A 25,728-nucleotide genomic window follows, 5' to 3' on the forward strand; every position below is an offset into this window, starting at 1 on the left:
ATCAATTTTTTCTGAGACAAGCAAGCGAGGCGAGAAATGTACGGGGCAGAAACATCCGCATTTATAGACAAAGTCCAGGCATTTGCTCTGGGTATGGGTATGGACATACTCGGGGCGCTGATCATCCTTGTTGTTGGCTGGTGGCTGGCAGGAAAAGCCGCCTCTCTCGTGCGCCACAGCCTCAAAAGTGTGCGGTTTGTCGATAATACCCTCAAACCCCTCGCCGCCAGCATTGTTCAATACCTGATCCTGATCTTTGTCCTGATTGCGGTGCTGTCCAATTTTGGTGTCCAGACCGCCAGCATCATCGCAGTACTCGGTGCGGCGGGCCTTGCCATTGGCCTTGCCTTGCAGGGAACCCTGTCGAATATTGCTGCCGGGGTGATGATCCTGATGTTGCGCCCACTCAAGATTGATGAATTCATCGAAGCAGGCTCTGTTTCCGGCACCGTGACTGAAATCAGTTTATTTACTACCCAGCTGAAAACAGCGGACGGTATTTATCTGTCTGTTCCCAATTCGCAAATCTGGAATAGCGCCATAAAAAACTATTCCCGCAATGCGACTCGGCGCGTGGATATCAAGGTTGGCATCTCCTATGACGATGATGTCGAGAAGGCGCTGGTCTTCTTGCAAAAGTTGCTGGCGGACGATCCCCGTACCCATGCCGACCCGGCCCCGATGAGTTTTGTTGCCAATCTGGGCGACAGTTCGGTCGATCTGACGGCGCGCGCCTGGGTCAATACATCCGATTACTGGCCCACCCTGTTTGAACTGACGCGGAAATCCAAAACCGATCTTGAAGCAGCCGGTTTCTCGATCCCGTTTCCGCAACGCGATTTGCACATCAAGGGCGAAGACCTTGCCGCGGTCACGCCGCCTTCGTCCTCGCCCGCCAAACCGCCTGTAAAACCGGCAGCAAAACCCAAAGCCGCCCCGCGCAAGGCAACGATCGGCAAAACGGCCCCCACCCCCAAGGCCTGATTTTTCGGATCTGCACCTTAATATAGAAGGCGACCTCAAACCGGGGTCGCCTTTTTTGCGCCACGGGCCATTGATACCCATGATTGGCCAGTAGTATCCCGCTGTTACCCACGCATCGCTTGCAAGGCGTATAATCGGCGGGCAAACACACCAGTCAGGGAGGATATAATGGCTGCAAAGAAAATTCTGATGCTTGTCGGCGATTTTGGCGAAGATTACGAAATCATGGTGCCGTTCCAGACCTTGCTTGCGGTCGGTCATCATGTTGATGCCGTCTGCCCCGATAAAAAAGCAGGCGACAGTATCAAAACCGCCATCCACGATTTTGAAGGCGATCAGACCTATAGTGAAAAGCGCGGGCATAATTTTGCGCTGAATGCCGATTTTGCCAAGGCACGGGCAGAAAATTACGATGCCCTGCTGATCCCCGGCGGACGGGCACCTGAATATTTACGCCTGAACGAAGATGTCATCGCACTGGTACGCGATTTTGCCAAGGCCAACAAACCGATTGCCGCCGTCTGTCACGGTGCGCAAATTCTGGCTGCCGCCGATGTCATCCGGGATCGGAAAATATCGGCCTATCCGGCCTGCGCACCCGAAGTCCGCCTTGCCGGTGGGACCTATGCCGATATTGCAGTTGATGATGCCTGTGCTGATGGCAATATGATCACTGCCCCGGCATGGCCTGCCCACCCCAAATGGCTGGCAGCATTCCTGCTCGCACTGGGCACCGAAATCCGCCTTTAATCAGCGGTTGCTTTCGATCCTGATTTTAACGACCATAACCTGTAATCCGCCATCGCCCCACCGGGCGATGGCCCAACAGGGAGACATCCGATGTGTCAGATCTATTCCGGCACCTGCCCCGAACTGTATGAAAATATCAGCCGGTCCGTGCGGATTAACGGGGTAGTGACCAGCCTGCGCCTTGAAAGACGGTTTTGGCAAATTCTCGATGACATCGCGGCAGGCGAAGGATTTTCAACCCCGCAATTTTTGGGTGCCCTGCATGACGAAGTCATTGTTCAGCGCGGCAATATCCCGAATTTCGCATCATTGCTGCGGGTGATTTGCACAGTTTATCTGGAAAAACAGATTGCGATCAGTACCGGTGAAACCACCAGCCCACCGATATTAAGGGCGATGTAGATCATCAGTTCAGCCAGGATGCGATATCGCGGCTGCCAAAGCCACCACTCGCCATCGCGCGTGGAATTGACGGCGATGCGATATGTCCGGGATAAGGGACTTCGCCCGAATCCTTTTTGATGCGAATCCCCGCCGCCGTGCCAAAATCGATTTTCACCGGATTAAGCCATGGTTTTTGTGTCACCTTGTGGCGTTTTTCCTCGCGGGTCTTGGCCTGATATATCCAGCGCAATTCCTGTTTAAGGGTTTGGTATTCCGGGGTATCGGGGGCGGCATTGACCTCGGTGATGATCTGCAATTTGACCATCTGCGGAAAACAGTCGAGCCGTTCCAGCAGCATGAATTTCACACTGGGCCGCACCGCATCCGACCGGATCAGCCGCACAACAAGACGTTTATAAATTTCCAGACGCAAATTTCCGCTGGAGGCAAGCTCGATGAATTCATCGATAAAATCACGGGCTTCTTTTTTACCATCCAGCAAGGCCCGCAGATTTTCGGTCATTGCCCGACGGTAAAATTCGCGAATTTCCACCACATGATTGGCGGCACGGTTGCGCACCACATGCAGGGATTCGGGCGAAAAGGCATTCCGGGTCAATAATTTGACGCAATCGGCCACCAGTTCATGCTTGGTCGCCTCGCCCACTACCTCGAAAATGCCGGTAATCAATTCACGGGTTTTGGCATGTGGGCACATCCGGGTGGCTGCGGCCAGCGCCATCGGACTTTCGGGATCGCGGGTTGCAATCACCGCCAACGCAAGCGGATCATCATATTGCATCAAAGCAAGATCGCGGCTCAGCAAATGTTCGGGCATCAAAAGGCGTTTCTGCGCCCCGGCCCCCGTCACGGTCAGAGGTTCGCGGGTCCGGTAGCTGTCCTTGATCGACAAGGCATATTTCAGCCCGTCATAGGAAATCCCCAGATCCTTGTGCATTTTTGCCTCAGGCTCCATCAGGATCATGGCGTCGCGTGTCGGTTTTGCGGCCAGAACGGCCCGGAACAGTTTCAGAAGACGTCGTTACATTCGATCTTTTGCGCGGACCGGCCGGTTGCAGTTCGTTAAAAAAATCGATGTACCAGTCCATATCGGCCGACGCCATGTTATAGCGCCCCCCGGCCACCGGACGTTCCAGATTGTCTTCGGGCACACCGGAACTGATTTGTAGCACCACCGCAGACGGGGCCGTCATGCCCGCACGCCATGCCAATGCGGTAATCGCACGCGCACTGCCGGAATCAATGATTTTGGACACAACCGCTTGTGGCAATTGCGCATAATGCGCCAATGCCTGCACCACCATCGCATCTTCATCACGCGACAGGGCATCCAGCACCACCTGATCAATGGTCATCGGTTGCGAAGCCGAGGCGTGTGTCACCTGTTCGGCATCTTCCGGTTGTTCATCCAGAAAAATCGTCTGAACGGCCTCGACCGGCATCCGGTTTTCAAAACGGGTTTTTTCGATGCGCTGACGTACAGCCTGACGCAAGGCGCGCGCGACTTCGGCACGCAAACGGCGTTCCTCGACCAGGGTGTCAAACAATGATGCGGCAATAAAATGCGCAATGCGGCGTTGTGCCTGCCGCGAAATTTTTTCCCGCCCCGACAAAACATGATTATCACCGGATGCAGAATCCGAAGCCTGTACCCGGTCCAGATGCGGAGTCAGTGCCACCACATTTTTAGGGCCATCATCCCCGGACAAAAACCGGGTCAGCAACCCGCCCTTTTCGGCCCGGTCCCGCGACAGTCGCGCCTCGGCAGCGGCCCGTTTTTCAGACTCGGCCCGCACAGCAGCGGTAATAACAAACTCACCCCGCCCGCGCAAAATATCCAGAAAATCGGCATCGCTCAGCATTTCGACATAATCAATGACCTGCACCCGACCAATCGCTGAAATTTCCCGGGCCAGTTTCAAGGCGGCCTGCCGGGTCAGATAAGGCGTATGGTCCAGTTCCTGTTCGATCAGGGCGGCGACCTGCGGACGATAACAATCCGACATCCGGGCAATTGCCGCAACAAATTCATCGACCATATCAAGGCGTTCAGACGGGCTGAGACTGGCAAGATGGCGGCGCAACCGCCGGGCAACATCCATGCGCGCTTCGCTGTCATCTTCTTGCGGGCGTGCGGAATACAGATCAGGATCATCCAACTCGGCTGCGATGGCGCTCGCTTGATCCAGCGCACCAAAACAGGCCTGTCCATCGGCAGAATTGCTATGACGTGGAATTCGGCTGGCACGGGGTTCGGTACGCGACCCTGCGGCAAATTCATCGGGAGCAACAGTCCGGACAATATCGGCAAGTTCGCGCAATTTCCCGGACGCGCCATTGTCTGACGCGGCTGTATCCTTGGATTTATGACGATTGAACATCCAGGCCAGCATTATCCCCGCACTTCCCCGCGTCCCTGTAAAAAGCTTCTTCGGTGTCATCCTTATAACAAGGCCCCATAACACCGACAACCATCAAAGCCCAGAATTCCTTTTGAAACCAGAGACATCACACTAAAATTGAATTTGTGACACATCCTGCCTTCATGACCCTTACTATGGGCTGGAAATAATCAAAAAACGATTAACGCACCCCTTAAGGGATTTTTGTAAATTATTGATATTTTTCAGACATTCCACCCCAAACAAAACAGGCTGCCAAATATGGCAGCCTGTCTGTAAATCCGCACAATCCGGGATATCAGTTTTTACCCGACAGCCACGCAATCCGCAGGATATTGGTCGCCCCCGGCGTTCCAAACGGCACTCCGGCGGTAATCACGATCGAATCACCGGGCGCTGCAAATTCTTCGCGTTTCGCCACATCGCAGGCAATCCCCACCATTTCGGCAAAATTGGTGGCATCGCGGGTAAAGACCGGATGCAAGCCCCAGCACAATGCCATGCGCCGCGCCGTCTGGATTTTCGGGGTCAGGCCCAGAATGGCAACTTCGGGGCGTTCACGTGCCGCCCGATAGGCGGTTGAACCCGATGTCGTATAGGTGACAATCGCCTTGGATCCGATCGTCCCGGCCGTTTGACGGGCTGCGGCACTGATGGCGTCCGGGGCGGTATGTTCCGGATCAGGTCGGGACGCCTCGCGCAGGCGGGCATACAATTCATCCCGCTCGACCCGCACCATGATGCGATCCATGATCCCGACTGTTTCCAGCGGATATTTGCCAACCGCACTTTCGGCTGACAACATCACCGCATCGGCACCGTCATAAATGGCGGTCGCAACGTCGGATGCCTCCGCACGGGTCGGCGCCGGGTTTGTTACCATCGAGTCAAGCATCTGGGTCGCCACGATCACCGGTTTCCCGGCAACACGACAGGCAGCAATGATACGTTTTTGCAGGATCGGCACATCTTCGGGCGGGCATTCAACCCCCAGATCGCCACGCGCCACCATAATGGCGTCCGACAGGGCAATGATTTCATCAAGATGTTCGATGGCCTTGGGCTTTTCCAGCTTGCTGATGATCGCCGCACGGCCATTGATAATCTTGCGGGCTTCGGCCACGTCTTCGGGGCGCTGCACGAAAGACAGGGCCACAAAATCCACCCCCATCTCAAGACCATAGGCCAGATCGACACGGTCCTTGTCAGTCAGGGGGGACATCGGCAACATCACATCGGGCACGTTAACACCCTTGCGGTTGGACAAGGGACCCCCGGCAATGACAACACAATCGGCGGATTCGGCGTCGCATTTTTCAACGCGCATCCGCACCTTGCCATCATCCAGCAGCAAATTCGCACCGACTTCCAATGCCTTGAAAATTTCGGGATGCGGCAGACAAACCCGGTTCTGGTCGCCCGGCGTCTTGTCCATGTCAAAGCGGAACTTGTCGCCCGCCTCAAGCATAATCTGTTCAACGGCAAAGGTGCCGACACGAATTTTCGGGCCTTGCAAATCCATCAGAACGCCAATCGGGCGGCCCAGTTTTGCCTCAACTTCGCGGATTGTTTCAAACCGCGCCTGATGTTCTGAATGTTCGCCATGCGAAAAATTCAAACGGAAGACATCGACACCCGTCCGAACGATTTTTTCCAGCATTTCCGGGCTAGAGCTTGCCGGCCCCAGAGTTGCGATGATCTTCGCCTTGCGTTGACGGCGCATCCGCTTTACCTCGTCTTTTTAAAGTTTCCATTAGGCTCCGTCGCGACCGGAACGATCCGGGGCACGACGTAAATGACCTGATTATTTTAACTGGGGGTCTGTCCTTAATAGTAAATACAGCCCGGTTTGAACAGGGACTTTTCTGTGAAGTCCGGATTTGGATGTGTTTTTTTTGCTGGACATTCACATCACCGGCATTCCTAAAAGAAGACTGAAAAAAATTCCGGCCCCGATCCACCGGGACCATCCGTCAAAATCACCCGAAAACAGGGACGCATCATGGCCGATTGGCACCACCGTTTTCTGGCGCTTGCCGCCCATATCGCCGGATGGTCAAAAGACCGCAGCACCCAGGTCGGCGCGGTTGTTATTGGCCCGAAAAAGGAAATCCGTGCTGTTGGTTATAACGGATTTCCACGCGGTGTGGATGACAATGTCGAAAGTCGCCATCAGCGCCCGGCGAAATACGCCTATACCGAACATGCCGAACGCAACGCCATTTACAATGCCAGCTATACTGGCACATCGCTGGATGGGTGTACCCTCTATGTCACGCATTTCCCCTGTAGCGATTGCGCACGCGCCATCATTCAGGCTGGCATTGCCGAAGTCTGCGTCGATCAGGACAAGCTGACCCCTGATTTTCTCGAACGCTGGCAACAGGATATCCATATTTCGACCGAAATGTTTGGCGAATCCGGTGTGAAAGTCTTGCTGATCAATGACTCCGGCGGGGTAAAGCCACTCGAAGAAATGGAAAAATAACCCCTGTTTCCAACCTCGGGTTATTTGCGGCAGAATGTGCGCGTTGCAGCAAAACTCGCCCCCTGAATACTCCCTGGACAGGATTCGTCAGATTCAGGAAGGGGTTGCAGCCTGCTTTGAACTTGCCGGATCACAAACAAAAGTATAATGAAATTGGCATTAGTTACGTCAGATGCAACGGCGTGATGACCCGCACTGGATAGAATGCCTGATGAGCGCAAAGATCGACTTTAGCAAAATCAGCTTTTTGGTCGTTGATGGTGACAAGATATCGGCCCAGGTTGTTTTTGATACCCTGGCCTATCTTGGCGCGACCCATGTCCAACGGGTGCCCAACCCGCAAGACGCATTTCAAATTTTGCGCAGCCAGCAAATCGACGTCATCGTCACCGAATGGCGACTGCGCGGCATGGATGGCCTTGAATTTCTTGATTCGTTGCGCAATTCCATCAGTTCCCCCAACCGGTTTGTCCCCGTCATCATGCTGACGGCCCATTCCGAGGAACAATATGTCACCAAGGCCCGTGACCTTGGGATTACGGAATTTCTTGCCAAACCCTTCAATGCCAAGGCACTCTACAGCCGTCTGGTTTCTGTGATCACGCGGCCGCGCCGCTTTATCAACACCGATACCTATTTCGGGCCGGACCGCCGCCGTCGCCAGGTTTCCTTTGACGGACCTGATCGTCGCGACGCCTGAAACAAACAAGATCGCAGACTGCCGGGACAAGAACGCCGTCAATGACCGACAAGAAAAAAAAGAATGTCCAGATTATACCGGCCCAGACCGAGCTGAAACGCCGGACGGTTAACTATGCCAAAGGCATGGATATCAACCTGTCGCCAGAACAGTTGATGGAACTGGAACAGGTTGTTCAGCGCAGCACCGATAACTTTGTCCGCCAGATCGGATCGGACCTTGCCGATACCAGACAACTGGTTATTGATGCCGTCAAGGATAACGGCAAAAGTGCCATCGCCTTGCAAGGATGTGTTGACCTTGCCTATTCGGTCAAGGCACTGGGCGGGACGTTTCAGTATCCGCTGATGACTCAGATCGCCAAATCGCTGGAAACCTTCATTCTTGATCGCAGCACCGCCACCAAAAAACAGTTGCTGGTGATGCAGCTTCATATTGATGCGCTCTATGTCATCCTTGCCAGCCGCGTGACCGGTTTTGGCACCACGGTTGAACAGGCCACCATTGCCGCCCTTGCGAAACTCGCCGAACGCTATGGCGATCCCCGCGCCTGACAATCAATCTCCTTGCTTGCCCGATCATGACGATACAATGCGCTGCGTGACCAGATGCAGGCGACATCCCCGCGCCGCCTCTCTGCATTCTTCCTGTGGCGTTTCGACGGGGTCGGACAACCGGGCCAGAATCCGCTCCAACTGTCGGGAAATATCGGGCAATTGCCGCTGCATCCAGCGCCGTGACAGTTCGGCATCCCCGGTCAAAACCGCATTCTGCCCAGCCCAAAGCAAAATCGCGCTCCGCAGCAAACTGAATTCTTCGGGGGATGAAACGACGCCATGCGCACCTGAATGCACAGGTAAACCGGCAATGGTTTCTTCCATTTCCGCCAGCAACTGAACGACAGGAAGGGAACAGGCATCTGTCTGCATTACGGATCCAATCGGGTAACAGCCTCAACAAGGCATGATGTTTTTTTAACGCCTCCAGCCTGTCAAAATCTTGATCAACATCAATGTCCCTCGCTTATTTCATTGCTTGTTCCAAGGACGACAGGCCATTCCAGACATGGATACGGGATGAAAATGCCTGCGGTTTTCAGCCCTTTGACGAAAAAGCGCAAAAGCGTGGAAAAAAGGGCTTGCGCATCATCAGGGCCACTGTTAGAAACCGCGCCACACACTCTGCGGGTGTAGCTCAGTTGGTTAGAGTGCCGGCCTGTCACGCCGGAGGTCGCGGGTTCAAGTCCCGTCACTCGCGCCACTCTCTTTTGAGAGTTTTCAAAAAAACACCACGATTTATCGTTGGTGTTTTTTTGCTTTTCGGACCCGGTTTTTATCGCGGCAAACCATCCACAAAATCTCTGTCATTTTTTGCAAAAAAACGCTTGCCAGACACCGCCCCCCTTTATATAAACCGCGCCACACACTCTGCGGGTGTAGCTCAGTTGGTTAGAGTGCCGGCCTGTCACGCCGGAGGTCGCGGGTTCAAGTCCCGTCACTCGCGCCACCCTTTAAAAGGGTCTAAAAAAAGTCGCTGATCAGGTTCTGGTCTTGCGGCTTTTTTTATTTTTATTTTGCACCGCAATATCACAAAACCATAATGAATCTGCCGCTTACAGGATTCCCCTGCCCGGTGGTATCAGGAATCCGGCTCTACAGGTTATTGCGTAGCTGTATAAAATATGCTGTCCTTGTTATTCTTTCGTCGAACAAGGCGGGTCACGCACACCATAAGACTCGCAACCACAACAACCAAGAACGGGAGGCGCAAAATGCGCAAACTGATCGCCGGGCTGGTTCTGGGAACCGCACTGGCCACCATGCCGTTATCGGCCAACGCCGAAACGCCGAAAAATGCCCTGGTCATGGCATTTTCAATTGACGACATCATCACACTTGACCCCGCCGAAATTTTTGAATTTTCCGGCGCGGAATATGCAGGTAACACTTATGATCGCCTGATTGGCTTTGACAATAAAGACGTGTCAAAAATTCACGGCGTTGTTGCCGAAAGCTGGGACGTTTCCGAAGACGGCAAAACCTTTACCTTCAAAATCCGTGATGGTATCAAATTTGCCTCGGGCAATCCGCTTACCGCTGAAGACGTTGCCTTTTCACTGCAACGGGTGATTTTGCTTGATCAATCCCCGGCCTTTATTTTGGGGCAGTTTGGCCTGACGCCGGACAATGTCATGGAAAAAATCCGCATGACCGACGATATGACCGTCGTCATGGAACTGGATCAGCCTTTTGCCCCAACCTTTGTGCTGTATTGCCTGACGGCAGGTGTTGGTGCCGTTGTTGACAAGGCCGAAGTCATGGCCCATGAAAAGGACGGTGACTTGGGCCATGAATGGCTGCGTACCGCCTATGCCGGTTCGGGTCCCTTTGCACTGAACAAATGGACCGCAGGCGAAAGCCTCAGCCTGACGGCGAATGAGGAGTACTGGGACGGCGTGCCTGAAATGAAGCGCGTCATCATCCGCCACGTTGCCGAAGCGGCATCGCAGCAACTGCTTCTGGAAAAAGGCGATATCGATATCGCCCGCAACCTCGAAGCCGACCAGATTGCCTCCCTGCAAAACAGCGATACCATCAAATTCCAAAACCAGCCCAAAGGCGGCCTGTGGTATCTGGGCCTGTCGCAGAAAAACGAATATCTGTCGAACCCCAAGGTGCGCGAAGCCCTGAAATATCTTGTTGATTATGACGGGATTTCTTCCACCATTCTGGCCGGACGCAGCACGGTTCATCAGGCTTTCCTGCCTGATGGTTTTCTGGGCGCGCTGAACGATAATCCCTATACGCTGGATGTTGAAAAAGCCAAGGCACTTCTGGCCGAAGCCGGACTGCCGGACGGATTTAATGTCAGCATGGATACCCGAAACACCACCGCCATCATGGGCATGGCGCAATCGATTCAGGCCACATGGGCATTGGCGGGCATCAATCTGGAAATCATTCCCGGTGATGGCGGACAAACCCTGACCAAATACCGTGCCCGTCAGCACGATATTTATATCGGTCGCTGGGGCCCGGATTATCAGGATCCACACACCAACGCATCGACCTTTGCGTGGAACCCGGACAATTCCGACGAAGCCTCGGCCAAGCCGCTGGCATGGCGCAATGCCTGGGACGCCGGTGATCTGACGGCCAAGACCGATGCGGCAATTTTGGAACGCGACACCGAAAAACGCGTTGCAATGTATCACGAACTGCAACGTGATGTGATGGCAAACGGTCCGTTTGTCATCATGTTCCAGGAAACCGAAATTGCGTCATTGCGCAACAACGTCCACAACCTGGATCTCGGCCCGTCGTTCGACAATAATTACTATCGTTTTGTCACCAAGGATTGAGGATACGGACGCATGTTTTCCGTACTTCGCAGCAACCGGGACGGGCGCAAACGCGCCCGTCTCTTTTCCGGCACCGGCGGCAGTTTTATCCGTCTGGTATTTTCCCTGATCATTACGCTGTTCGGGCTTTTGCTGGTCACATTTCTGATTGGCCGGGTCTTGCCGATTGATCCGGTTCTGGCGGCTGTGGGCGACCGCGCACCTCAGGCCGTTTATGACCGCGTCCGCGAGGAAATGGGACTTAATCTGCCGCTGTGGCAGCAATTTTACATTTATGTCAGCAATATCTTGCAAGGCGATTTTGGTCGTTCGGTCCTGACATCACGCCCGGTTCTGGATGATATCAAACGTGTCTTCCCCGCCACTCTTGAACTGGCAACTGTTGCCACCATCATCGGGGTTGCCCTTGGCATTCCAATGGGGGTTTTTGCCGCCGTGCATAAGGGCAAATGGCCCGATCATCTGGTGCGAATTTTCGGGTTGGTTGGCTATTCAATGCCGATTTTCTGGCTGGGCCTGATGGGTTTGATGATTTTTTACATGAAACTGGGCTGGGTCGCCGGTCCTGGACGACTGGATGCCTTTTATGTCGATTTCATCGAACCGACCACCGGCCTGATGCTGATTGATACCCTGATCGAAGGCGACATGGATTTGTTCTGGAATGCGGTATCGCACATCATCTTGCCCGCCTCGATCCTCGCCTATTTCTCGCTGGCCTATATTGCCCGCATGACACGGTCCTTCATGCTCGAACAATTGGGGCAGGAATATATCCTGACCGCACGGGTTAAGGGGATTTCAGAAACCCGCATCATCTGGCGGCATGCGCTGGGCAATGTCATGGTCCCGCTGGTCACCGTCATTGCGCTGTCTTATGCCAATCTTCTGGAAGGGTCGGTTTTGACCGAAATTATCTTTTCGTGGCCGGGTTTGGGTCAATACATCACCAATTCATTGCTGAAGGCCGACATGAACGCCGTTCTGGGCGGAACAATCGTGGTGGGGGCGGTGTTTATCGGCGTCAATTTGCTGTCGGACGTGCTGTACCGCCTGCTTGACCCCCGCGCCCGGAGATAACCATGACCCAAACCACATCCCGACTTTTCAAACCTGGCCTGCGGCCATGGCTGACATCGGACACACCACAATCGCGTTTTCAGGCACGGTGCGGGCGCGCATGGATGGGCTGGCTGAAACTGGCCGAAAACCGACTGGCGATGGTTGGCCTTGGCATTGTTCTGTCGCTGGTGCTTGTAACGCTGCTCGCCCCGGTCCTCGCCCCCTATGACCCGCTGGCTGCGGACCTGACCAAACGCATTCAGTCGCCCAATGCCCAACACTGGTTTGGCACTGATCAATTGGGTCGCGATATTTTGTCGCGTGTGATTTACGGGGCGCAATATACCTTGATGGTGGTGGCCCTTGTCGTGATTACCGCCGCCCCCGTCGGGCTTCTGGTCGGCACCATTGCCGGATTCTTTGGTGGCTGGGTCGATTCTGTTTTGATGCGGATTACCGATATTTTTCTGGCATTCCCGAAACTGATTCTTGCCCTTGCCTTTGTCGCCGCCTTGGGGCCGGGGCTGGAAAATGCTATTCTGGCAATCGCCCTGACCGCATGGCCACCCTATGCCCGTATTGCACGGGCCGAAACCCTGACCGTGCGCAAATCGGATTATATCTATGCCGCCCGCCTGCAAGGTGTCTCGAACACCGGGCTTATTCTGGGCCATATCACCCCGATGTGTCTCAGTTCGCTGGTGGTGCGGGTCACGCTGGATATGGCGGGCATGATCCTGATTGCCGCCGGTCTTGGCTTTTTGGGGCTAGGCGCACAACCGCCCATGCCTGAATGGGGGGCGATGGTGTCCGAAGGACGACAATTCCTGCTGGAACAATGGTGGGTTTCGACCGTGCCGGGCATTGCGATTTTTATCGTCAGTCTGGGCTTTAATCTGCTGGGTGACGGCCTGCGCGATGTTCTTGATCCGCGAGGGGGCGATTGACCATGACACAGGATTTGATCCTCAGTGTACGCAACCTGCATGTCGGGTTTAACACCGCCAAGGGCGCGATCGAGGCCGTGCGCGGCGTTTCGTTTGATCTCGGCCGGGAACGGCTGGGCATTGTCGGTGAATCCGGGTCGGGCAAATCCCAGACCGGGCGGGCGATTTTGGGCCTGACCGCCGCCAATGGCCATATCCGGGCCGACCGCCTGCAATTTCACGATACCGATTTGCGCAATCTGTCGCCCCGTGATTGGCGCAAGGTCCGCGGGGCGCGCATTTCCATGATCATGCAGGACCCGAAATATTCGCTTAATCCGGTGATGACAGTCGGCGATCAGATCATCGAGGCCTATCGCGAACATTTCAAGGTCAATAATCGCGAGGCCAAACGCCGCGCCATCGAAATGCTGGAATCAGTCAAGATTCGCGACCCGGAACTGGTTTTCAAATCCTATCCGCACGAAGTATCGGGCGGCATGGGGCAACGGGTGATGATTGCCATGATGCTGATCCCCGAACCGGAACTGATCATTGCCGATGAACCGACATCGGCCCTTGATGTCACCGTACAACTTCAGGTGATGGCGATTCTGGATGATCTGGTACGTGAACGCGGCATGGCGCTGATATTCATCAGCCATGATCTGCATCTGGTCTCAAGCTTTTGCGACCGGGTTCTGGTGATGTATCAGGGCCGCGTGGTCGAGGAAATCGCCGCCAGCAACCTTGATCAGGCCCAACATCCCTATACCCGCGGGCTTTTGAACTGTTTGCCGAAAATGGATGGCAACCATGCCGATCTGCCGGTGCTGGCACGCGACGCCGCATGGGAAACACAGGACCTGACATGATCGAAATAGAAAATCTCAATGTATGGTTTGGCGAAAATCACGTCCTGAAAGATGTCAGCTTTGACGTGCCGTTAAATGGCTCGTTCGGGCTGGTCGGGGAATCCGGGTCGGGCAAATCAACGGTGCTGCGCACCATCACCGGTCTGGTCGATGACTGGGAAGGACGCATCACGATTGCCGACAAAAACCTTGGCCCCAAACGCGATATCGCCTTTTATCGCGATGTGCAGATGGTGTTTCAGGACCCGTTCGGCTCCCTGCATCCGCGCCATACCATCGACCGCATCCTGTCCGAACCGGTTGATGTTCACAAACTGGGCAATTCCGATGCACGGGTGATCGAGGCACTGAAACAGGTCGGCCTCGATAATTCCTTCCGGTTTCGCTATCCGCATCAATTGTCGGGCGGGCAACGGCAACGGGTGGCAATTGCCCGCGCCCTGATCCTCAAGCCCAAAATATTGTTGCTCGATGAACCGACATCGGCCCTTGATGTCTCGATCCAGGCCGAAGTTTTGAATTTGCTGTCGGCCTTGCGGCGCGATCTGGGCCTGACCTATATCATGGTCAGTCACGATCTCGCCGTGGTGGCGCATATGTGCGACGATATCGCGATCATGAATCTGGGCCGCATTGTGGAACGTGCCACCGCCCGGCAACTGGCCGACGGCCATCTTGACCATCCCTATTCGCAACAGCTTTTTCGCGCTGCTGCGGGCTATGACCGTGCCATCATCGACAGTTTTGTGGATTGGGACTGACCGGAGACACCATGACCGACACCGCCTATCGCCCGTCTTTCGTCTGGGATGCCCATGCCTGCCTGCCGCTGGATGCGGTCAAAACGCCGATTGAATTGCTCGATACCTATGCCGACAGCAAGATCGATTATGTCTGTATCAATGTCGGCATGGATATGAATTCGGTTGCGCATATATTGCGCGTCATCGCCGCCTTCCGCGCCAAAATCGCCGCCCGGCCCGACAAATATCTGCAAATCGAAACCTTTGACGATCTGGCCCGTGCCAAACAGGCAGGGCTTCTGGGCGTTGGCTTTGATCTTGAAGGATCGGTAATGCTGCAAGACATGCCCGAAATGGTGCCGGTCTTTGCCCGGCTGGGCGTGAAGCAAATCCATTTTGCCTATAACCGCAACAATTCGGTGGCGGGCGGCTGCCACGATACCGACATCCCGCTGACCGATCTGGGGCATGAAATGGTTCGGGCGGTTAATCGCGGCGGCATGATCATGGATTGTTCGCACACCGGACGGCAAAGCAGCCTTGACATCATGCGGGTTTCCACCAAACCGGTGGTGTTCAGCCACGCCAACCCCAAAATTCTGGGCGGGCATGAACGCTGTATTGATGATGCGCAAATCAGGGCCTGTGCCGATACCGGCGGCGTGATTGGCGTTTGCGGTTTTCAACGGTTTATGAAAACCCCGAACGCCCCCGACATCCCCGACATGATCCGCCATATCGATTATCTGGTGAAACTTGTCGGCACCAACCATGTCGGCATCGGTCTGGATACCATGCCATCGGTTGCAGTCGCCAACGACTTCCCGGACGGCGTAGACAGCGCCTATTACTGGCCCAAAGACCGTGGCTATGGCCCCGGTGCAGGCGGTGCAGCGGTGTTTGACCCGCGCAAACTCCCGGCCCTCGCCGATGCCTTGATTTCCGCGGGCTACAAACCCGATGATGTGGACAGGATCATGGGCGAAAATTTTGTAAGGGTGGCAAAGGAAAGCTGGCTCTAAACCGTCACCTCATCCCTGCGCACCAGCCTTGGTCATCCCGTTTTCCCTTTGCCTCATTTGCTGCGAATGGGGCAGGATAAAGTAGGATAATAAAGCATCAAGGGATTGCCTTATTATGATCAAGAAGAGCATTACTGTTACAGAGACTCAGGAAGCCTGGATACAGGCACAGCTTGCGACCGGACAATATGCGTCCGACAGCGAAGTGGTGCGTGAAGCCTTGCGGGAAAAACAGATGCGCATGGCTGAAATCGAGCGTCTGCGAGGTGCTCTGATCGCTGCCGAGGAAAGTGGTCTTTCCTCCATGGGTAAAGAAGACATCCGCGCCGCCGTCAAGGCGGGCATGAAATTTTGATTCCGTCCTGTCGTTTCAGCAAACTTGCAGAAGACGATATCAAACGCCTGTATCGATACGGCATTGAGACTTTCGGCCAGGAACGAGCGGACATTTATTTTGACGCACTGTTTGAACAGTTCGACAAAATTGCGCAATCTCCTGCCCTGCATCAGGCCGTTGATAATATCCGCCCCGGCTATCGCAGTTGCGTTTACGGTTTACATGCCATTTATTACCGTTTGGGCGAAAACGGCATCCAGATCATGCGTATTCTTGGACGTGAGAATCCGGATTTATAGGGAGCATTACCCACCGCCTTGCATTTTAAGGATGCCTGATGGTCTCACTTACTGGTTTCATCCTGCCAAAACCATGAACCAAATCAAGTGTGCGCCTTGACTTTCCGCCTCACGCCGTCGCCTCATCCTTGCGCACCGGCCTTGGTCGGCCTTCGGAATCAATGGCGACAAAGGTAAAGGTCGCCTCGGTCACCTTGATACGCGGCGGCTGATTTTTGCGCAGTACCCAGCTCTCAAGATGCAGCACCATCGATGTCGTGCCGATGCGTTCGATATCGCCATAGACACACACCACATCGCCAACAAAAACCGGGCGGTGAAATGTCATGGCATCCACCGCCACCGTCGCCACCCGACCTTCGGCGATCTGGCTGGCAAGAACGCCACCCGCAATATCCATCTGCGCCATCAACCAGCCCCCGAAAATATCGCCGCTGGGATTGGTATCGGCAGGCATGGCAAGGGTACGGGTACACATTTCGCCACGCGGCATCGAGGTATCGGCGGCGGTGTTGTATTCATTGCGCGTTGCCATCGGCAAACTCCTTTAAGGCGGCCACAGCCGACAGGATCATCAACATCATGTTTGCCTCCCGGCATCATTTCCGGTCTTTTTGATACCGGAAACCGGACGAACACATTTTTATGGTCCGCCATCGGTTTCTTATGGTACTCGTTTAGCGTTGAGGAAACCAACCTTACAATGCCGTTCGTCACAACGGAGGGCAAAACGTCGTTTCACCATAAAAAATAGTTGCGTTCCCGGGACATGACCGACCTTTTTCAAGATTCCAATATCGCCACCGACAATAATTATTCCGCCAAGGATATCGAGGTTCTCGAAGGCCTTGAACCCGTCCGCAGGCGTCCGGGCATGTATATTGGCGGCACCGATGATGCCGCCCTGCATCACCTTGTCGCGGAAATCCTTGATAACTCGATGGACGAGGCCGTCGCCGGTCACGCCGACTGGATCGAACTGGAACTCCAGACCGACAATACGGTTCTGGTGCGCGATAATGGTCGCGGCATCCCGACCGATCCGCATCCGAAATTTCCCGACAAATCGGCACTGGAAGTCATCCTGACAACCCTGCATTCCGGCGGCAAGTTTTCCGGCAATGCCTATGAAACATCAGGCGGTTTGCATGGGGTCGGCATGTCGGTGGTCAATGCCCTGACCGACAAATTCCGGGTCGAAGTGGCCCGCGACCGCAAACTCTATTTTCAGGAATATTCACGCGGCGTCCCGCAAATGACATTGCAGGATGGCGGTGCCGTGCAGAATCGCCGGGGTACCACGGTTATTTTCCGCCCCGATCCCGATATTTTCGGCACCCGCGCCAAACTGAAACCGGCCACCATTTTCCGGATGGCCCGGTCCAAGGCCTATCTGTTCAAGGGTGTTGAAATCCGCTGGTCGGTTGATCCGTCACTTTTGACATCCGATGATCCGACACCACAAAAAGAAGTTCTGAAATTCCCCAACGGGATTCTCGATTATCTGGAAATGACGCTGAAAGACCGTGACCTGATCACGGAACGCCCCTTTGCTGGCGAAGCAAAATTTTCCGAAAGCCCGGGGCGCGTCGAATGGGCCGTTGCATGGCCAGATGGCGGCGAAGGTTATTTCCATTCCTATTGCAATACCGTGCCAACACCGCAAGGCGGCACGCACGAAGCCGGGATTCGCTATGCGCTCAGCAAGGCGATCCGGTCTTATGGCGAAATGACCGGCCAGAAAAAAGCCGCCGCCATCACCGCCGAGGATGTGTTTGCCGGGGCATGTATCATGCTGTCGGTTTTCATTCCCGATCCGCAATTTCAGGGTCAGACCAAAGAAAAACTGGGTACGGCCAGCGCAACCAAACTGGTTGAAACCGCTGTGCGTGACCATTTTGACCATTGGCTGACCGGTGATACCGAAAACGCCAAAAAACTCCTTGAAAGTATCATATACCGTGCTGAAGAACGCCTGCGTCGCAAGGAAAAGAAAGAAACCAAGCGTCAGTCCGCGACCCGCAGACTCCGCCTGCCCGGCAAGCTTGCCGACTGTTCACGCTCCATTGCCACGGGCACCGAAATCTTTCTGGTCGAAGGCGATTCGGCCGGTGGTTCCGCGAAGCAGGCCCGCGATCGCGAAACCCAGGCAGTGCTGCCTTTGCGCGGCAAAATCCTCAATGTCGCCTCGGCCACGCGCGATAAAATGATGGCCAATCAGGAAATCAAGGACATGATCGAAGCCTTTGGCTGTGGATCGGGTTCTGATTTCAGGATTGCCGATTTGCGGTATGAACGCATCATCATCATGACCGATGCGGACGTGGATGGCGCGCATATCGCATCGCTTTTGATGACGTTTTTCTATCAGGAAATGACGGGCCTGATCGAGGCCGGGCATCTTTATCTGGCGCTGCCGCCGCTCTATCGTCTGACACTGGGCGGCAAAAGCATCTATGCAATGGATGATGCCGAAAAAGAGGTCCTGCTGGAAACCGAATTCAAAAAATCGGGCAAGGTCGAAATCTCCCGCTTCAAGGGTCTGGGTGAAATGCCCTCGACCCAATTGCGCGAAACCACCATGTCGCACAAAAACCGCACCCTGTTGCGGGTGGTTCTGCCCGATGCCGCCGAACCCGATGCCCGCGAACAGACCAAGGATCTGGTCAATCGCCTGATGGGCAAAAAGCCGGAATTGCGGTTCCAGTTCATTCAGGAACATGCCCGCTTTGTCGAGGATATCGACGTTTAGGCCACATATCATGACAAACCATCAAACCCGGTGCCCTGCGCCGGGTTTTTTGTCCCGCACACGGGGGGGGATTGACGTGCCGCACGATTTTCCAGCCATTCTTGGCGATGTTCAGGACCGCCTCGCCCGACAGGATTTTGGCGATGCCCGGATTGCCGATTATATCCCGGCCCTTGCCACCGTCCCCGACGACCGTTTCGCCATGACGCTGCGGCTGGTCGATGGGCGGGAATATGCGGTGGGTGACGCCGATATCCCGTTTTCGATCCAAAGCATTTCCAAGGTGTTTGCGCTGGTTCTGGCCCTGCGCAGTTGCGGTGATGATTTGTGGCAGGCCGTCCGGCGCGAACCCTCCGGCTCGGCCTTTAATTCCCTGATCCAGATCGAACAGGAAGACGGCATTCCGCGCAATCCGTTTATCAATGCCGGGGCGATCCGGGTCTGTGACCTGATTGCCTCGCGCTTTGCCAATCCGGACCGCTCCGTTGCCGAATTTCTGGGCCAGCTATGCGGCAATCGTGAAATTCGCATCGATAACGAGGTTTATCTGTCCGAAGACGAACACGGCAATCGCAACCGCGCCATTGCCTATTTGCTGAAAAGTTTCGGCAAACTCGACAACCCGGTCGAAGACGTTGTACGTGCCTATTTCAAGCAATGTTCCGTTGCCATGACATGCCGCGAGATGGCACGGGCTGCCCTGTTTCTGGCCAATCGCGGCACCGGGACAGACGGCGAACCGGTCCTGTCCCCCCTCGAAAATGCCCGCATCAATGCCCTGATGCTGACCTGTGGCATGTATGACGGGGTGGGCGACTTTGCTTTTTCGGTTGGCATTCCCGCCAAAAGCGGGGTGGGTGGTGGCATCATTGGCATTATTCCCGGCGAATTTTCTGTGTGCGTCTGGTCGCCGAAACTTGATCAGCGCGGCAATTCTGCCGCCGGAATCACCGCGCTGGAAATGTTGATGGGCGCCATCGGGAGATCCGTATTTTAACGGTCCTTGCGCCCCGGCAAATACCGCGCCAATACATCATCGCGCACCACAAAATGATGCCAAAGTGCGGCAACCACATGCAGGATCACCAGCACAACAAGAACCGGGATCAGGGTTTCGTGAATGTCTTCTGCCAGATCATGCAACCATTCGATGGCGCCAAAAGTCGGCAGGGAAAACAGTCCGATCACCGGGAAATTCCGACCACTGGTCATCACCGCCATCAACCCGCTGATCGGCAGGACCAGCATGGCAAGATACAACAGACCATGCATAAGGGCGGCAATCCTGCCCGTCCATCCTGACGGTCGGGTTCTGGTCCCCGATTTATCGCGCATCACGGCCAAAATACGCGGCAGGAAAAGGGCCAGAACAGCCAACCCGGCCAGAACATGCCAGCCCATGACGGGCAAACGTTCGGCACGCGGCATATCTTCCATCACCTGCCCAATGATAAAGGTCGCAACGATCAGGGCCGCCATTGCCCAGTGAAATAACAAAACAGACCAATGGGGACGCGGCGCAGAATGCGGGGAAACCGGTGATGTCGTCATGATGCAGACCTTTCGCGGGATGATTTGAAAACACCCGACCTTAACCTCCGCCTGTAACCATGATATGCCAAGGATGTATCAATTCGTCGCCCTGTCTTGAGCCATTCCAAACCATACGGAGCCCCACCATGTCCGTTTCCCCGTTACTGTCATTTTGCCGCCCTGCCCTGATCGCACTTTTCCTGCCACTGGCGGCATGTGGCATGACCGCAATCCAGAATCCCTATTACAATATGAGCGAGGTCGAAAGCTTCAAGACCTATGGCGCGCCGGACCGGGTAATGTTGCTGGAAATGCACGGGGCGGTTGACGGGATGACAAATGCCGACTGGGCACGCATTTTGTCCAATCGCGGTTTTGCCCCACGCCTGACCTTCGTCGATGACGCCGAAAATCCACCGATGACCGGCGATGGCACAAAGGCCGTCTTGCGCCCGCAATACCGTCTGGTCGCCGTCATTCATCCAACCCAGGCCAGTTTCCGCGATACCATGTGCCAAAACCCGGTCAGCGCCGCACCCGCAACCGCAGACGAACGGACCGCCATCCGTTTCACTTTCTGCGCCGGGGATCGCGGCGTCTCCGAAGTCCGGGTAGATATCGCCAATCCGGTGACGGAACAGGAACTTGACAGCATCGCATCCCCCCTGATCCAGACGCTGTTTCCGCACCCCCGCCCGGGACGGACAGATCGAGGATGTGGCGGCATTTTGCCGCCCTGCTAGACCGCATCTTATTCTTTCGCCGAAACCCGCATCAATTCGCTTGATCCCCAAAGCGAACCCGGCCAATCTGTTAAGGACTATTCTAAAGAGTAGCAAATAAGACGCAAAAAGCGTCGCGTGCTTGGGGAGGTGGGAAGATGGCCTGTGCTGTAAGGCGCGATTGCCATGATGATGTCTTGCCCCGGAAACGGGTGGGGGCAACGTCTTGAAAATGCGGAATTTCTGGCATTCTGATCGGGATTTTTCACGCACCAATATTTTGATTTTACTGGGATTTCTGGTCGCTTTCGGCATCTGGATTCCGCAAACACAGGCCGGGGAAATCCCCCGTCCTGTTTTGACGATCCATGCCGATCATGATGCCTATCCCCACAGTTTTCAGATCGGCGATCAGCCATCCGGGCTGTTTTACGATTTATTGCAGGATTTCACCACCCGCCATCAGATTTCCCTGTCCTATCGTTTGCGCCCCCTGAAACGGGCACTGGAAGATACCCTGTCGGGCAATAGCGGTTTTATCGGGATTGATACGCATACTATCCCGCAAGGATTCCTGGTATCAAACCGCATCATATCATCACGCCTATATGCGGTTTCCGCCCGCCGGGCCCCTCTCGATATTCGTTCCATCGATGATCTGGAAGGCCTGCAAGTCGGCCTGATGCGCGGCATACCGATGTTTCGCGAAAGAACCGGTATCAATATTGATGTCAGTTATTTCAATTCCACCCGGCAGGCCGTCGCCCTTGTATTGGCCGGGCGGCTGGATGTGGCCCTGATTCAGTGTGGCGATACACAAAATAATGCCCTGAAATTCCGTGCCGGGCTGGACAATGCGGATCTCGACAGGCTGACATTGCATAACAATCCGATTCTGGAAATCGACAGCCATCTGTTTTTGCCCGATACACCTGCAAATCGCGACATCATGGCGAAATTCAATACCTATCTTGCCGTCACACGGACGGGCGGGCAGCTTGATGACATCCTGCACAGCTATGACAATACGGCCCTTGGCCGCACATGGCTGGTTTACTACAGTCCGGATTAAGGATCGCGGCCTATCAACAAATCCGCCAGTATCCCGGCAAAAATATCGGGGCATTCCAGCGGCACATAATGACCGGCACCTGCCACCATCGTCATCTGCGCCATCGGGATCGCATCGGCCATAATCTGCTGTGTCACCGGCGGCGTAATTTTATCGGCAAGGCCCCCGACAATCGCACAGGGCATGGTCAGACACGGCAAAATATCCCGGTAATCGCGCCGCAGGGCAACCGCCCGCTGATGACGGCGATATACCGCCACCCCCAGATCATCGGCCATCCCCGACAATATTTTGATGATCCCGGCATCATGGCGATGATCGGGATGCAACATATCGTTCAGCACTGCTGCGGATACGCCCTGAAACGGGCGGTGTGTGCCAACAATCTGCGCCAACATCTGGCGACGGCGGCGCGTTTTGGTATCATCCGCCCCGGCCTGCGTATTGACCAGCATCAGGTGGCTGATCCGGTCCGGCACCCGCCGCATCAGTTCAAAGGCGACATAGCCCCCCATCGACATGCCGACAATTGCAAAACGCGTCGGGGCATTTTCCAGAACCCGGTCCACCATCGCCTCAATCGTTTCGCAATCGGTAAAATCCGGAAATACCGGGGTAATCGCCCCTGCCCCGACAAGATGGCGCAGGCAATCCAGACCCGGCCGCCATAACCGGTGATCGGCCAGCATGCCGGGCAGAAACATCACCGTAATGGGCGATGTCATTTGATCAGGGCGCTCAGTTCCTTGAATTCCGGGGTTCCGGCAACACGCAACCATTCAAACATCACGCTTTCACGGGTGACGATCTTGGCCCCGGCATCGCGCATGCGTTCAAGGCCGAAAATACGGTCATGCTGGCTGCGCGACGAAACCGCATCGGACACCACAAAAACATCGCGCCCGCGCCCCATCAGATCCATCACGGTTTGCAGAACGCAAACATGGGTTTCCATTCCGGCAATAACGATCTGGTCGCGGCCCGGAAATTCTTCGATCTTATCCATAAACCCATCGGCCGGAACGCTGGAAAAATGGGTTTTGGCAACGACATGACCATTTTCGGGCAACAATGCCAGAATTTCCGAGGCCGAATGCCCCAATCCTTTGGGGTATTGTTCGGTAACAATCGTCGGCACGCCAAGACGGTTGGCGCATTTTTGCAAAAAGGTACAGGCCGCAACTGTTTGTGCCGGTTCAAGGCAAGCCGGATAGAGTTTTTCCTGCACATCAATAATCACCAGGAAAGACCGATCAGCATCCATCAACATCTTGCCGGTTCCTTTTCATCGCAGTTTCATGCCATTGCGAATGCAGATTACGCTGCCTGATCCACAGGAACAAGCGTTTCAACCCATAAAATCCATGTTAAACCGCCTCTTGCGCGGCGTTTTTCTTGACTTGAAGCAGCGTTGGCTTTACCACCCAAACAGATTTGCCTTGTTGCAAACACACATTAACGCATTCTTCTGCGGGAAATTGAACCACATGAATTTCGCCGATCTCGGCCTGAGCGAAGATATCGTCAAAGCCGTCACTGACGCTGGTTATGACACCCCGACCCCGATCCAGCAGCAAGCCATCCCTTCGGTCCTGATGGGCCGCGACATTCTGGGCTGTGCGCAGACCGGTACGGGCAAAACCGCCGGCTTTACCTTGCCGATGCTTGATATCCTTCATCATGGCCGGGCACGCATGCGCATGCCACGGTCGATCATTCTGGAACCCACCCGCGAACTGGCAACCCAGGTCGCCCAGAATTTCGACACCTACGGCAAATATATGACGCTGTCCAAAGCACTGGTCATTGGCGGCGAAAGCTTTGTCGAACAACAAAAAATCCTTGAACGCGGCGCTGATGTTCTGATCGCGACCCCCGGTCGCCTGATCGATACCTTTGAACGCGGCAAGCTGTTGCTGTCCGATTGTAAACTGCTGGTGATCGACGAAGCCGACCGCATGCTTGATATGGGCTTTATCCCCGATATCGAAAAAATCGTCGCCATGTTGCCCAAACAGCGTCAAACCCTGTTTTTCTCGGCAACCATGCCCAAGGAAATTCGCCGTCTGGCCGACAAATTCCTTAGCAACCCCAAGGAAATCACCGTCGCACCGCCGGCCACCATGGCCGCAACGGTCGATCATCGTCTGGCTGTTATCGATGAGATGGACAAGCGCGAAACCCTGCGCCGCCTGATCCGCTCCGAACAGATCAAAAACGCCTTTGTGTTTTGCAACCGCAAAAAGGATGTCGATATCCTTTACAAATCGCTGGTCAAGCACGGCTTTAATGCCGGGCGCATGCATGGCGATCTGGTACAAAGCGAACGCACCGAAACGCTTGATAAATTCAAGTCGGGCGAAATCACCTTACTGGTCTGCTCCGACGTTGCCGCCCGCGGCATTGACGTTGCCGATGTCTCGCATGTGTTTAATTTCGACGTGCCGTTCAATGCCGATGATTATGTCCACCGCACCGGACGAACCGGTCGCGCCGGTCGTGCGGGCAAGGCATTCACCCTTGCCATGCCCGAAGACGGCAAACTGGTGCAGGCGATCAACAAAGCCATCAATATGGAAATCCCGCTGACCGATGTTGAAGGAATTGAAACCCTTGAACTGGATTACAGCGGCAAGAAACGCCGGGGTAAACGCCCCGCTGGCAAGTCAGGCGATAGCGCCCGCAGTGATGCCCGCCCGACCCGCAATGGCAAACGTGAAGGCAACCGCGACAGCGCCCGCGCCAACGAACGCAAACCGGCAACGCCAGATGCGGCCCCGGTTGCGGTAGCCGCTCCGGTTGTTGCCGACAAACCCCGCACGGCCCCTGAACCGCGCCGCAATGATCGCACGAATGACCGTCAGGCGGCACGCCCGGCGCAGTCTTCGCGTCCGGCACAACCCGCCCGTGACAATCATACACGCGATAACCATGCCCGTCCGGCCCGCCGCGAACGCCATGATTATGATCGCGATGACAAACCGGTCACCGGCCTTGGCGACCATGTTCCGGCCTTCCTGATGACGGCCGTTCCGGCATCGGTCAGTGGCACATCATCGGCCAAAAAAGCCGCAGCAGCCCCCAAAGCTGCCGCTGCGAAATCAACTGCCCGCAAAACAGCCGACAAACCGGCAGAAAAGCCCGCAGCAAAAACCACCAGGGCACGCGCCCCGCGCAAACCGCGCAAGCCTTCTGCCCCTGCCGAAAACAGCGCATCGGACAGCAACACAAACTGATCGATCCTGCCAAAACATCAAAGGCCGCCGGAACATCTCCCGGCGGCCTTTGCATTTCA

Annotated in this window: 27 protein-coding genes and 2 tRNA genes; 21 read left to right on the forward strand and 8 right to left on the reverse strand. The window is 55.1% G+C overall.

Annotated features, from left to right (window positions below; genetic code table 11):
• The first annotated feature begins 99 nt into the window (after nucleotides 1–99).
• The 3 genes from Q8O73_RS02640 to Q8O73_RS02650 all read left to right on the forward strand — a co-directional run bounded on the left by Q8O73_RS02640 (nucleotide 100) and on the right by Q8O73_RS02650 (nucleotide 2,136).
• Nucleotides 100–984, forward strand: coding sequence for a mechanosensitive ion channel family protein (locus tag Q8O73_RS02640; protein ID WP_305554523.1), 885 nt, complete (start codon nucleotides 100–102; stop codon nucleotides 982–984).
• A gap of 168 nt (nucleotides 985–1,152) precedes the next feature.
• The gene (locus Q8O73_RS02645; protein WP_305554526.1) at nucleotides 1,153–1,734 is read left to right on the forward strand and encodes a DJ-1/PfpI family protein; all 582 of its coding nucleotides are present in this window, start codon (nucleotides 1,153–1,155) and stop codon (nucleotides 1,732–1,734) included.
• A 90-nt stretch (nucleotides 1,735–1,824) separates the two neighbouring features.
• On the forward strand, nucleotides 1,825–2,136 hold the full coding sequence (locus tag Q8O73_RS02650) for a ribbon-helix-helix domain-containing protein (RefSeq protein WP_305554529.1): 312 nt from the start codon (nucleotides 1,825–1,827) through the stop codon (nucleotides 2,134–2,136).
• 4 nt (nucleotides 2,137–2,140) lie between these two features.
• Here Q8O73_RS02650 and Q8O73_RS02655 read toward each other — a convergent pair whose 3' ends face one another.
• The 3 genes from Q8O73_RS02655 to pyk form a co-directional block, all read right to left on the reverse strand.
• A complete protein-coding gene (locus tag Q8O73_RS02655; RefSeq protein ID WP_305554532.1) occupies nucleotides 2,141–3,076 on the reverse strand; it encodes a hypothetical protein in 936 nt (311 codons plus the stop codon).
• A gap of 7 nt (nucleotides 3,077–3,083) precedes the next feature.
• Complete coding sequence (locus Q8O73_RS02660; RefSeq protein ID WP_305554535.1) at nucleotides 3,084–4,532, reverse strand: DUF2336 domain-containing protein; 1,449 nt, start codon at nucleotides 4,530–4,532, stop codon at nucleotides 3,084–3,086.
• A gap of 307 nt (nucleotides 4,533–4,839) precedes the next feature.
• A complete protein-coding gene (gene pyk, locus Q8O73_RS02665) occupies nucleotides 4,840–6,264 on the reverse strand; it encodes a pyruvate kinase (RefSeq protein ID WP_305554538.1) in 1,425 nt (474 codons plus the stop codon).
• A gap of 279 nt (nucleotides 6,265–6,543) precedes the next feature.
• Between pyk and Q8O73_RS02670 the strand changes: the two genes are divergently transcribed.
• The 3 genes from Q8O73_RS02670 (at nucleotide 6,544) to Q8O73_RS02680 (ending at nucleotide 8,283) form a co-directional block, all read left to right on the forward strand.
• Complete coding sequence (locus tag Q8O73_RS02670) at nucleotides 6,544–7,029, forward strand: dCMP deaminase family protein (protein WP_305554541.1); 486 nt, start codon at nucleotides 6,544–6,546, stop codon at nucleotides 7,027–7,029.
• A gap of 211 nt (nucleotides 7,030–7,240) precedes the next feature.
• Nucleotides 7,241–7,729, forward strand: a complete 489-nt coding sequence (locus Q8O73_RS02675) for a response regulator (protein WP_305554544.1) — start codon at nucleotides 7,241–7,243, stop codon at nucleotides 7,727–7,729.
• Nucleotides 7,730–7,770: 41 nt separating this feature from the next.
• Nucleotides 7,771–8,283 (forward strand): transcriptional regulator, encoded by a 513-nt coding sequence (locus Q8O73_RS02680; RefSeq protein WP_305554547.1) that lies wholly within the window; start codon nucleotides 7,771–7,773, stop codon nucleotides 8,281–8,283.
• 24 nt (nucleotides 8,284–8,307) lie between these two features.
• Here the strand turns inward: Q8O73_RS02680 and Q8O73_RS02685 are convergent, their stop codons facing one another.
• On the reverse strand, nucleotides 8,308–8,658 hold the full coding sequence (locus Q8O73_RS02685) for a hypothetical protein (protein WP_305554550.1): 351 nt from the start codon (nucleotides 8,656–8,658) through the stop codon (nucleotides 8,308–8,310).
• 254 nt (nucleotides 8,659–8,912) lie between these two features.
• On the opposite strand from Q8O73_RS02685, the gene Q8O73_RS02690 reads away from it, so the two are divergent.
• The 10 genes from Q8O73_RS02690 (at nucleotide 8,913) to Q8O73_RS02735 (ending at nucleotide 16,354) form a co-directional block, all read left to right on the forward strand.
• Nucleotides 8,913–8,989 (forward strand) — tRNA-Asp (locus tag Q8O73_RS02690).
• Nucleotides 8,990–9,158: 169 nt separating this feature from the next.
• Nucleotides 9,159–9,235: transfer RNA gene (locus Q8O73_RS02695), tRNA-Asp, on the forward strand.
• A gap of 265 nt (nucleotides 9,236–9,500) precedes the next feature.
• Complete coding sequence (locus Q8O73_RS02700; protein WP_305554553.1) at nucleotides 9,501–11,090, forward strand: ABC transporter substrate-binding protein; 1,590 nt, start codon at nucleotides 9,501–9,503, stop codon at nucleotides 11,088–11,090.
• A 12-nt stretch (nucleotides 11,091–11,102) separates the two neighbouring features.
• The gene (locus tag Q8O73_RS02705) at nucleotides 11,103–12,170 is read left to right on the forward strand and encodes an ABC transporter permease (protein ID WP_305554556.1); all 1,068 of its coding nucleotides are present in this window, start codon (nucleotides 11,103–11,105) and stop codon (nucleotides 12,168–12,170) included.
• A gap of 2 nt (nucleotides 12,171–12,172) precedes the next feature.
• Nucleotides 12,173–13,099 carry a nickel transporter permease gene (gene nikC, locus Q8O73_RS02710; RefSeq protein ID WP_305554559.1) on the forward strand — a complete coding sequence of 309 codons (927 nt, stop codon included), beginning with the start codon at nucleotides 12,173–12,175 and terminating at the stop codon, nucleotides 13,097–13,099.
• A gap of 2 nt (nucleotides 13,100–13,101) precedes the next feature.
• On the forward strand, nucleotides 13,102–13,953 hold the full coding sequence (locus Q8O73_RS02715) for an ABC transporter ATP-binding protein (protein WP_305554562.1): 852 nt from the start codon (nucleotides 13,102–13,104) through the stop codon (nucleotides 13,951–13,953).
• Nucleotides 13,950–14,714 carry an ABC transporter ATP-binding protein gene (locus tag Q8O73_RS02720; RefSeq protein ID WP_305554565.1) on the forward strand — a complete coding sequence of 255 codons (765 nt, stop codon included), beginning with the start codon at nucleotides 13,950–13,952 and terminating at the stop codon, nucleotides 14,712–14,714. Before Q8O73_RS02715 ends, Q8O73_RS02720 begins: the two co-directional genes overlap by 4 nt.
• An 11-nt stretch (nucleotides 14,715–14,725) precedes the next feature.
• On the forward strand, nucleotides 14,726–15,718 hold the full coding sequence (locus tag Q8O73_RS02725; RefSeq protein WP_305554568.1) for a dipeptidase: 993 nt from the start codon (nucleotides 14,726–14,728) through the stop codon (nucleotides 15,716–15,718).
• Nucleotides 15,719–15,833: 115 nt separating this feature from the next.
• Entirely contained in the window at nucleotides 15,834–16,073 is a 240-nt protein-coding gene (locus Q8O73_RS02730) for a type II toxin-antitoxin system ParD family antitoxin (protein ID WP_305554571.1), read from the forward strand.
• Nucleotides 16,070–16,354: a type II toxin-antitoxin system RelE/ParE family toxin gene (locus Q8O73_RS02735; RefSeq protein WP_305554574.1), complete on the forward strand. Its 285-nt coding sequence runs from the start codon at nucleotides 16,070–16,072 to the stop codon at nucleotides 16,352–16,354. Before Q8O73_RS02730 ends, Q8O73_RS02735 begins: the two co-directional genes overlap by 4 nt.
• A gap of 109 nt (nucleotides 16,355–16,463) precedes the next feature.
• Here the strand turns inward: Q8O73_RS02735 and Q8O73_RS02740 are convergent, their stop codons facing one another.
• Nucleotides 16,464–16,889 (reverse strand): acyl-CoA thioesterase, encoded by a 426-nt coding sequence (locus Q8O73_RS02740; protein ID WP_305554577.1) that lies wholly within the window; start codon nucleotides 16,887–16,889, stop codon nucleotides 16,464–16,466.
• Between the two features lie 234 nt (nucleotides 16,890–17,123).
• On the opposite strand from Q8O73_RS02740, the gene parE reads away from it, so the two are divergent.
• Together parE and Q8O73_RS02750 are read left to right on the forward strand one after the other, a co-directional pair.
• A complete protein-coding gene (gene parE / locus Q8O73_RS02745; RefSeq protein WP_305554580.1) occupies nucleotides 17,124–19,106 on the forward strand; it encodes a DNA topoisomerase IV subunit B in 1,983 nt (660 codons plus the stop codon).
• Between the two features lie 76 nt (nucleotides 19,107–19,182).
• Nucleotides 19,183–20,103 (forward strand): glutaminase, encoded by a 921-nt coding sequence (locus tag Q8O73_RS02750; RefSeq protein ID WP_305554583.1) that lies wholly within the window; start codon nucleotides 19,183–19,185, stop codon nucleotides 20,101–20,103.
• On the opposite strand, the gene Q8O73_RS02755 is transcribed toward Q8O73_RS02750, so the two are convergent.
• Nucleotides 20,100–20,657: a cytochrome b gene (locus Q8O73_RS02755; protein WP_305554586.1), complete on the reverse strand. Its 558-nt coding sequence runs from the start codon at nucleotides 20,655–20,657 to the stop codon at nucleotides 20,100–20,102. The two genes, Q8O73_RS02750 and Q8O73_RS02755, sit on opposite strands and share 4 nt — an antisense overlap.
• A 128-nt stretch (nucleotides 20,658–20,785) precedes the next feature.
• Here Q8O73_RS02755 and Q8O73_RS02760 point away from each other — a divergent pair, with 128 nt between their 5' ends.
• Together Q8O73_RS02760 and Q8O73_RS02765 are read left to right on the forward strand one after the other, a co-directional pair.
• Complete coding sequence (locus Q8O73_RS02760; RefSeq protein ID WP_305554589.1) at nucleotides 20,786–21,382, forward strand: hypothetical protein; 597 nt, start codon at nucleotides 20,786–20,788, stop codon at nucleotides 21,380–21,382.
• 205 nt (nucleotides 21,383–21,587) lie between these two features.
• Nucleotides 21,588–22,433, forward strand: coding sequence for an ABC transporter substrate-binding protein (locus Q8O73_RS02765; RefSeq protein WP_305554592.1), 846 nt, complete (start codon nucleotides 21,588–21,590; stop codon nucleotides 22,431–22,433).
• Here the strand turns inward: Q8O73_RS02765 and Q8O73_RS02770 are convergent.
• Together Q8O73_RS02770 and Q8O73_RS02775 are read right to left on the reverse strand one after the other, a co-directional pair.
• Nucleotides 22,430–23,158, reverse strand: a complete 729-nt coding sequence (locus Q8O73_RS02770) for an alpha/beta fold hydrolase (RefSeq protein WP_305554595.1) — start codon at nucleotides 23,156–23,158, stop codon at nucleotides 22,430–22,432. The genes Q8O73_RS02765 and Q8O73_RS02770 overlap by 4 nt on opposite strands.
• Nucleotides 23,155–23,703 carry a hydrolase gene (locus tag Q8O73_RS02775; protein ID WP_305554598.1) on the reverse strand — a complete coding sequence of 183 codons (549 nt, stop codon included), beginning with the start codon at nucleotides 23,701–23,703 and terminating at the stop codon, nucleotides 23,155–23,157. The genes Q8O73_RS02770 and Q8O73_RS02775 overlap by 4 nt, the downstream gene beginning before the upstream one ends.
• A 217-nt stretch (nucleotides 23,704–23,920) precedes the next feature.
• Between Q8O73_RS02775 and Q8O73_RS02780 the strand changes: the two genes are divergently transcribed.
• Nucleotides 23,921–25,669, forward strand: coding sequence for a DEAD/DEAH box helicase (locus tag Q8O73_RS02780; protein WP_305554601.1), 1,749 nt, complete (start codon nucleotides 23,921–23,923; stop codon nucleotides 25,667–25,669).
• Nucleotides 25,670–25,728: the final 59 nt, after the last annotated feature.

The organism is Thalassospira sp., from assembly GCF_030690045.1.
In the GTDB taxonomy this organism is placed as follows: domain Bacteria; phylum Pseudomonadota; class Alphaproteobacteria; order Rhodospirillales; family Thalassospiraceae; genus Thalassospira.

What these genes read in the sequence shown, in the direction of transcription:
- Q8O73_RS02715 (WP_305554562.1), top strand. Translation starts at nt 13,102, where the DNA reads ATGACACAGGATTTGATCCTCAGTGTACGCAACCTGCATGTCGGGTTT.
- Q8O73_RS02770 (WP_305554595.1), bottom strand. Translation starts at nt 23,158, where the DNA reads ATGACATCGCCCATTACGGTGATGTTTCTGCCCGGCATGCTGGCCGAT.
- Q8O73_RS02775 (WP_305554598.1), bottom strand. Translation starts at nt 23,703, where the DNA reads ATGTTGATGGATGCTGATCGGTCTTTCCTGGTGATTATTGATGTGCAG.
- pyk (WP_305554538.1), bottom strand. Translation starts at nt 6,264, where the DNA reads ATGCGCCGTCAACGCAAGGCGAAGATCATCGCAACTCTGGGGCCGGCA.
- Q8O73_RS02740 (WP_305554577.1), bottom strand. Translation starts at nt 16,889, where the DNA reads ATGGCAACGCGCAATGAATACAACACCGCCGCCGATACCTCGATGCCG.
- Q8O73_RS02760 (WP_305554589.1), top strand. Translation starts at nt 20,786, where the DNA reads ATGTCCGTTTCCCCGTTACTGTCATTTTGCCGCCCTGCCCTGATCGCA.
- Q8O73_RS02675 (WP_305554544.1), top strand. Translation starts at nt 7,241, where the DNA reads ATGAGCGCAAAGATCGACTTTAGCAAAATCAGCTTTTTGGTCGTTGAT.
- Q8O73_RS02660 (WP_305554535.1), bottom strand. Translation starts at nt 4,532, where the DNA reads ATGCTGGCCTGGATGTTCAATCGTCATAAATCCAAGGATACAGCCGCG.
- Q8O73_RS02680 (WP_305554547.1), top strand. Translation starts at nt 7,771, where the DNA reads ATGACCGACAAGAAAAAAAAGAATGTCCAGATTATACCGGCCCAGACC.
- Q8O73_RS02685 (WP_305554550.1), bottom strand. Translation starts at nt 8,658, where the DNA reads ATGCAGACAGATGCCTGTTCCCTTCCTGTCGTTCAGTTGCTGGCGGAA.
- Q8O73_RS02705 (WP_305554556.1), top strand. Translation starts at nt 11,103, where the DNA reads ATGTTTTCCGTACTTCGCAGCAACCGGGACGGGCGCAAACGCGCCCGT.
- parE (WP_305554580.1), top strand. Translation starts at nt 17,124, where the DNA reads ATGACCGACCTTTTTCAAGATTCCAATATCGCCACCGACAATAATTAT.
- Q8O73_RS02730 (WP_305554571.1), top strand. Translation starts at nt 15,834, where the DNA reads ATGATCAAGAAGAGCATTACTGTTACAGAGACTCAGGAAGCCTGGATA.
- Q8O73_RS02700 (WP_305554553.1), top strand. Translation starts at nt 9,501, where the DNA reads ATGCGCAAACTGATCGCCGGGCTGGTTCTGGGAACCGCACTGGCCACC.
- Q8O73_RS02645 (WP_305554526.1), top strand. Translation starts at nt 1,153, where the DNA reads ATGGCTGCAAAGAAAATTCTGATGCTTGTCGGCGATTTTGGCGAAGAT.
- Q8O73_RS02755 (WP_305554586.1), bottom strand. Translation starts at nt 20,657, where the DNA reads ATGACGACATCACCGGTTTCCCCGCATTCTGCGCCGCGTCCCCATTGG.
- nikC (WP_305554559.1), top strand. Translation starts at nt 12,173, where the DNA reads ATGACCCAAACCACATCCCGACTTTTCAAACCTGGCCTGCGGCCATGG.
- Q8O73_RS02640 (WP_305554523.1), top strand. Translation starts at nt 100, where the DNA reads ATGGACATACTCGGGGCGCTGATCATCCTTGTTGTTGGCTGGTGGCTG.
- Q8O73_RS02720 (WP_305554565.1), top strand. Translation starts at nt 13,950, where the DNA reads ATGATCGAAATAGAAAATCTCAATGTATGGTTTGGCGAAAATCACGTC.
- Q8O73_RS02650 (WP_305554529.1), top strand. Translation starts at nt 1,825, where the DNA reads ATGTGTCAGATCTATTCCGGCACCTGCCCCGAACTGTATGAAAATATC.
- Q8O73_RS02670 (WP_305554541.1), top strand. Translation starts at nt 6,544, where the DNA reads ATGGCCGATTGGCACCACCGTTTTCTGGCGCTTGCCGCCCATATCGCC.
- Q8O73_RS02725 (WP_305554568.1), top strand. Translation starts at nt 14,726, where the DNA reads ATGACCGACACCGCCTATCGCCCGTCTTTCGTCTGGGATGCCCATGCC.
- Q8O73_RS02780 (WP_305554601.1), top strand. Translation starts at nt 23,921, where the DNA reads ATGAATTTCGCCGATCTCGGCCTGAGCGAAGATATCGTCAAAGCCGTC.
- Q8O73_RS02655 (WP_305554532.1), bottom strand. Translation starts at nt 3,076, where the DNA reads ATGCACAAGGATCTGGGGATTTCCTATGACGGGCTGAAATATGCCTTG.